Raw genomic sequence first — 1,051 nt, forward strand, 5'->3', positions numbered from 1 at the left:
TAGAGCAGTTTCCGCGTTCACCGATTCAGAAGAGGATTCCCTTCTGCGGCGGGATGTGATTCGCTTTTCCTCCTGCGAGGGAGGACAGGATGGCCCGAGCCTACAGCCAGGATCTCCGGACGCGTGTGCTCGACGCAACGGCACGCGGGATGTCGGCACGGCAGGCCGCAGCCCATTTCGGAGTGGGTGTGGCAACAGCCGTTGTGTGGGTACGGCGAGCGCGGGATGAGGGTGAGACGGCGGCACGCCGCCAGGGGCAGCCCAGAGGCTCCAAGCTTGATGGGCAGGCCGATTTCCTGCTCGACCTGGTCGCCGTCAGGCCCCTCATTACCCTCCGCGAGATGCAGCAGCGGCTGCATGACGAGCGCGGCCTCTCGGCGGGGATTGGCACGCTCTGGCGCTTCTTCGCGGCACGGGCGATCACCTTCAAAAAAAACCGCGCACGCCGCCGAGCAGGACCGGCCGGACATCGCCGCGGCCCGCGAAGCCTGGTTCGATCGGCAGCCTGACTTTCATCCTGATCGCCTGGTGTTCATCGATGAAACCGGTGCCAGCACCAAGATGGCGCGACTGCGGGGCCGTGCCCCACGTGGCGAGCGCCTGCGTGCAGGCGTGCCGCACGGACATTGGAAGACCACCACCTTCGTCGCCGGTCTCCGCCTCACAGGCCTGACCGCGCCTATGCTGCTCGATGGGCCCATGACCGCGCAGGCCTTCCAGGCCTATGTCGAGAAGGTCCTCTGTCCAACCCTGTGCGCCGGCGACACCGTCATCCTGGACAACCTGGCTGCGCATAAGCGCCACGAGGCCCGCCGGGCTATCGAGGCCACGGGTGCGTCCCTGCTGTTCCTTCCGCCCTACTCGCCGGACTTCAATCCAATCGAGAATGCCTTCTCCAAGCTGAAGGCGCTCCTGCGCAAGGCGGCGGAGCGCACCCTGGACGGGCTCTGGGCCACCATCGGCCAACTCCTCGATGCCTTCACACCAGCAGAATGCGCCAACTACTTCACCGCCGCCGGATATGAGCCGGAGTAGATGGAAAATGCTCTAG

Annotated in this window: 1 protein-coding gene; it reads left to right on the forward strand. The window is 65.6% G+C overall.

Annotation, left to right across the window (positions count from 1 at the left end):
* Positions 1-89: 89 nt before the first annotated feature.
* Positions 90-1,035 (forward strand): IS630 family transposase gene (locus D9598_RS20870; protein ID WP_198368402.1). Its coding sequence is split into 2 segments (ribosomal slippage): positions 90-430 and positions 429-1,035, totalling 948 coding nucleotides; the frame shifts between segments, so codons are not numbered across the junction.
* Positions 1,036-1,051 lie beyond the last annotated feature (16 nt).

Source organism: Roseomonas sp. KE0001, assembly GCF_016107285.1.
Lineage (GTDB): Bacteria > Pseudomonadota > Alphaproteobacteria > Acetobacterales > Acetobacteraceae > Pseudoroseomonas.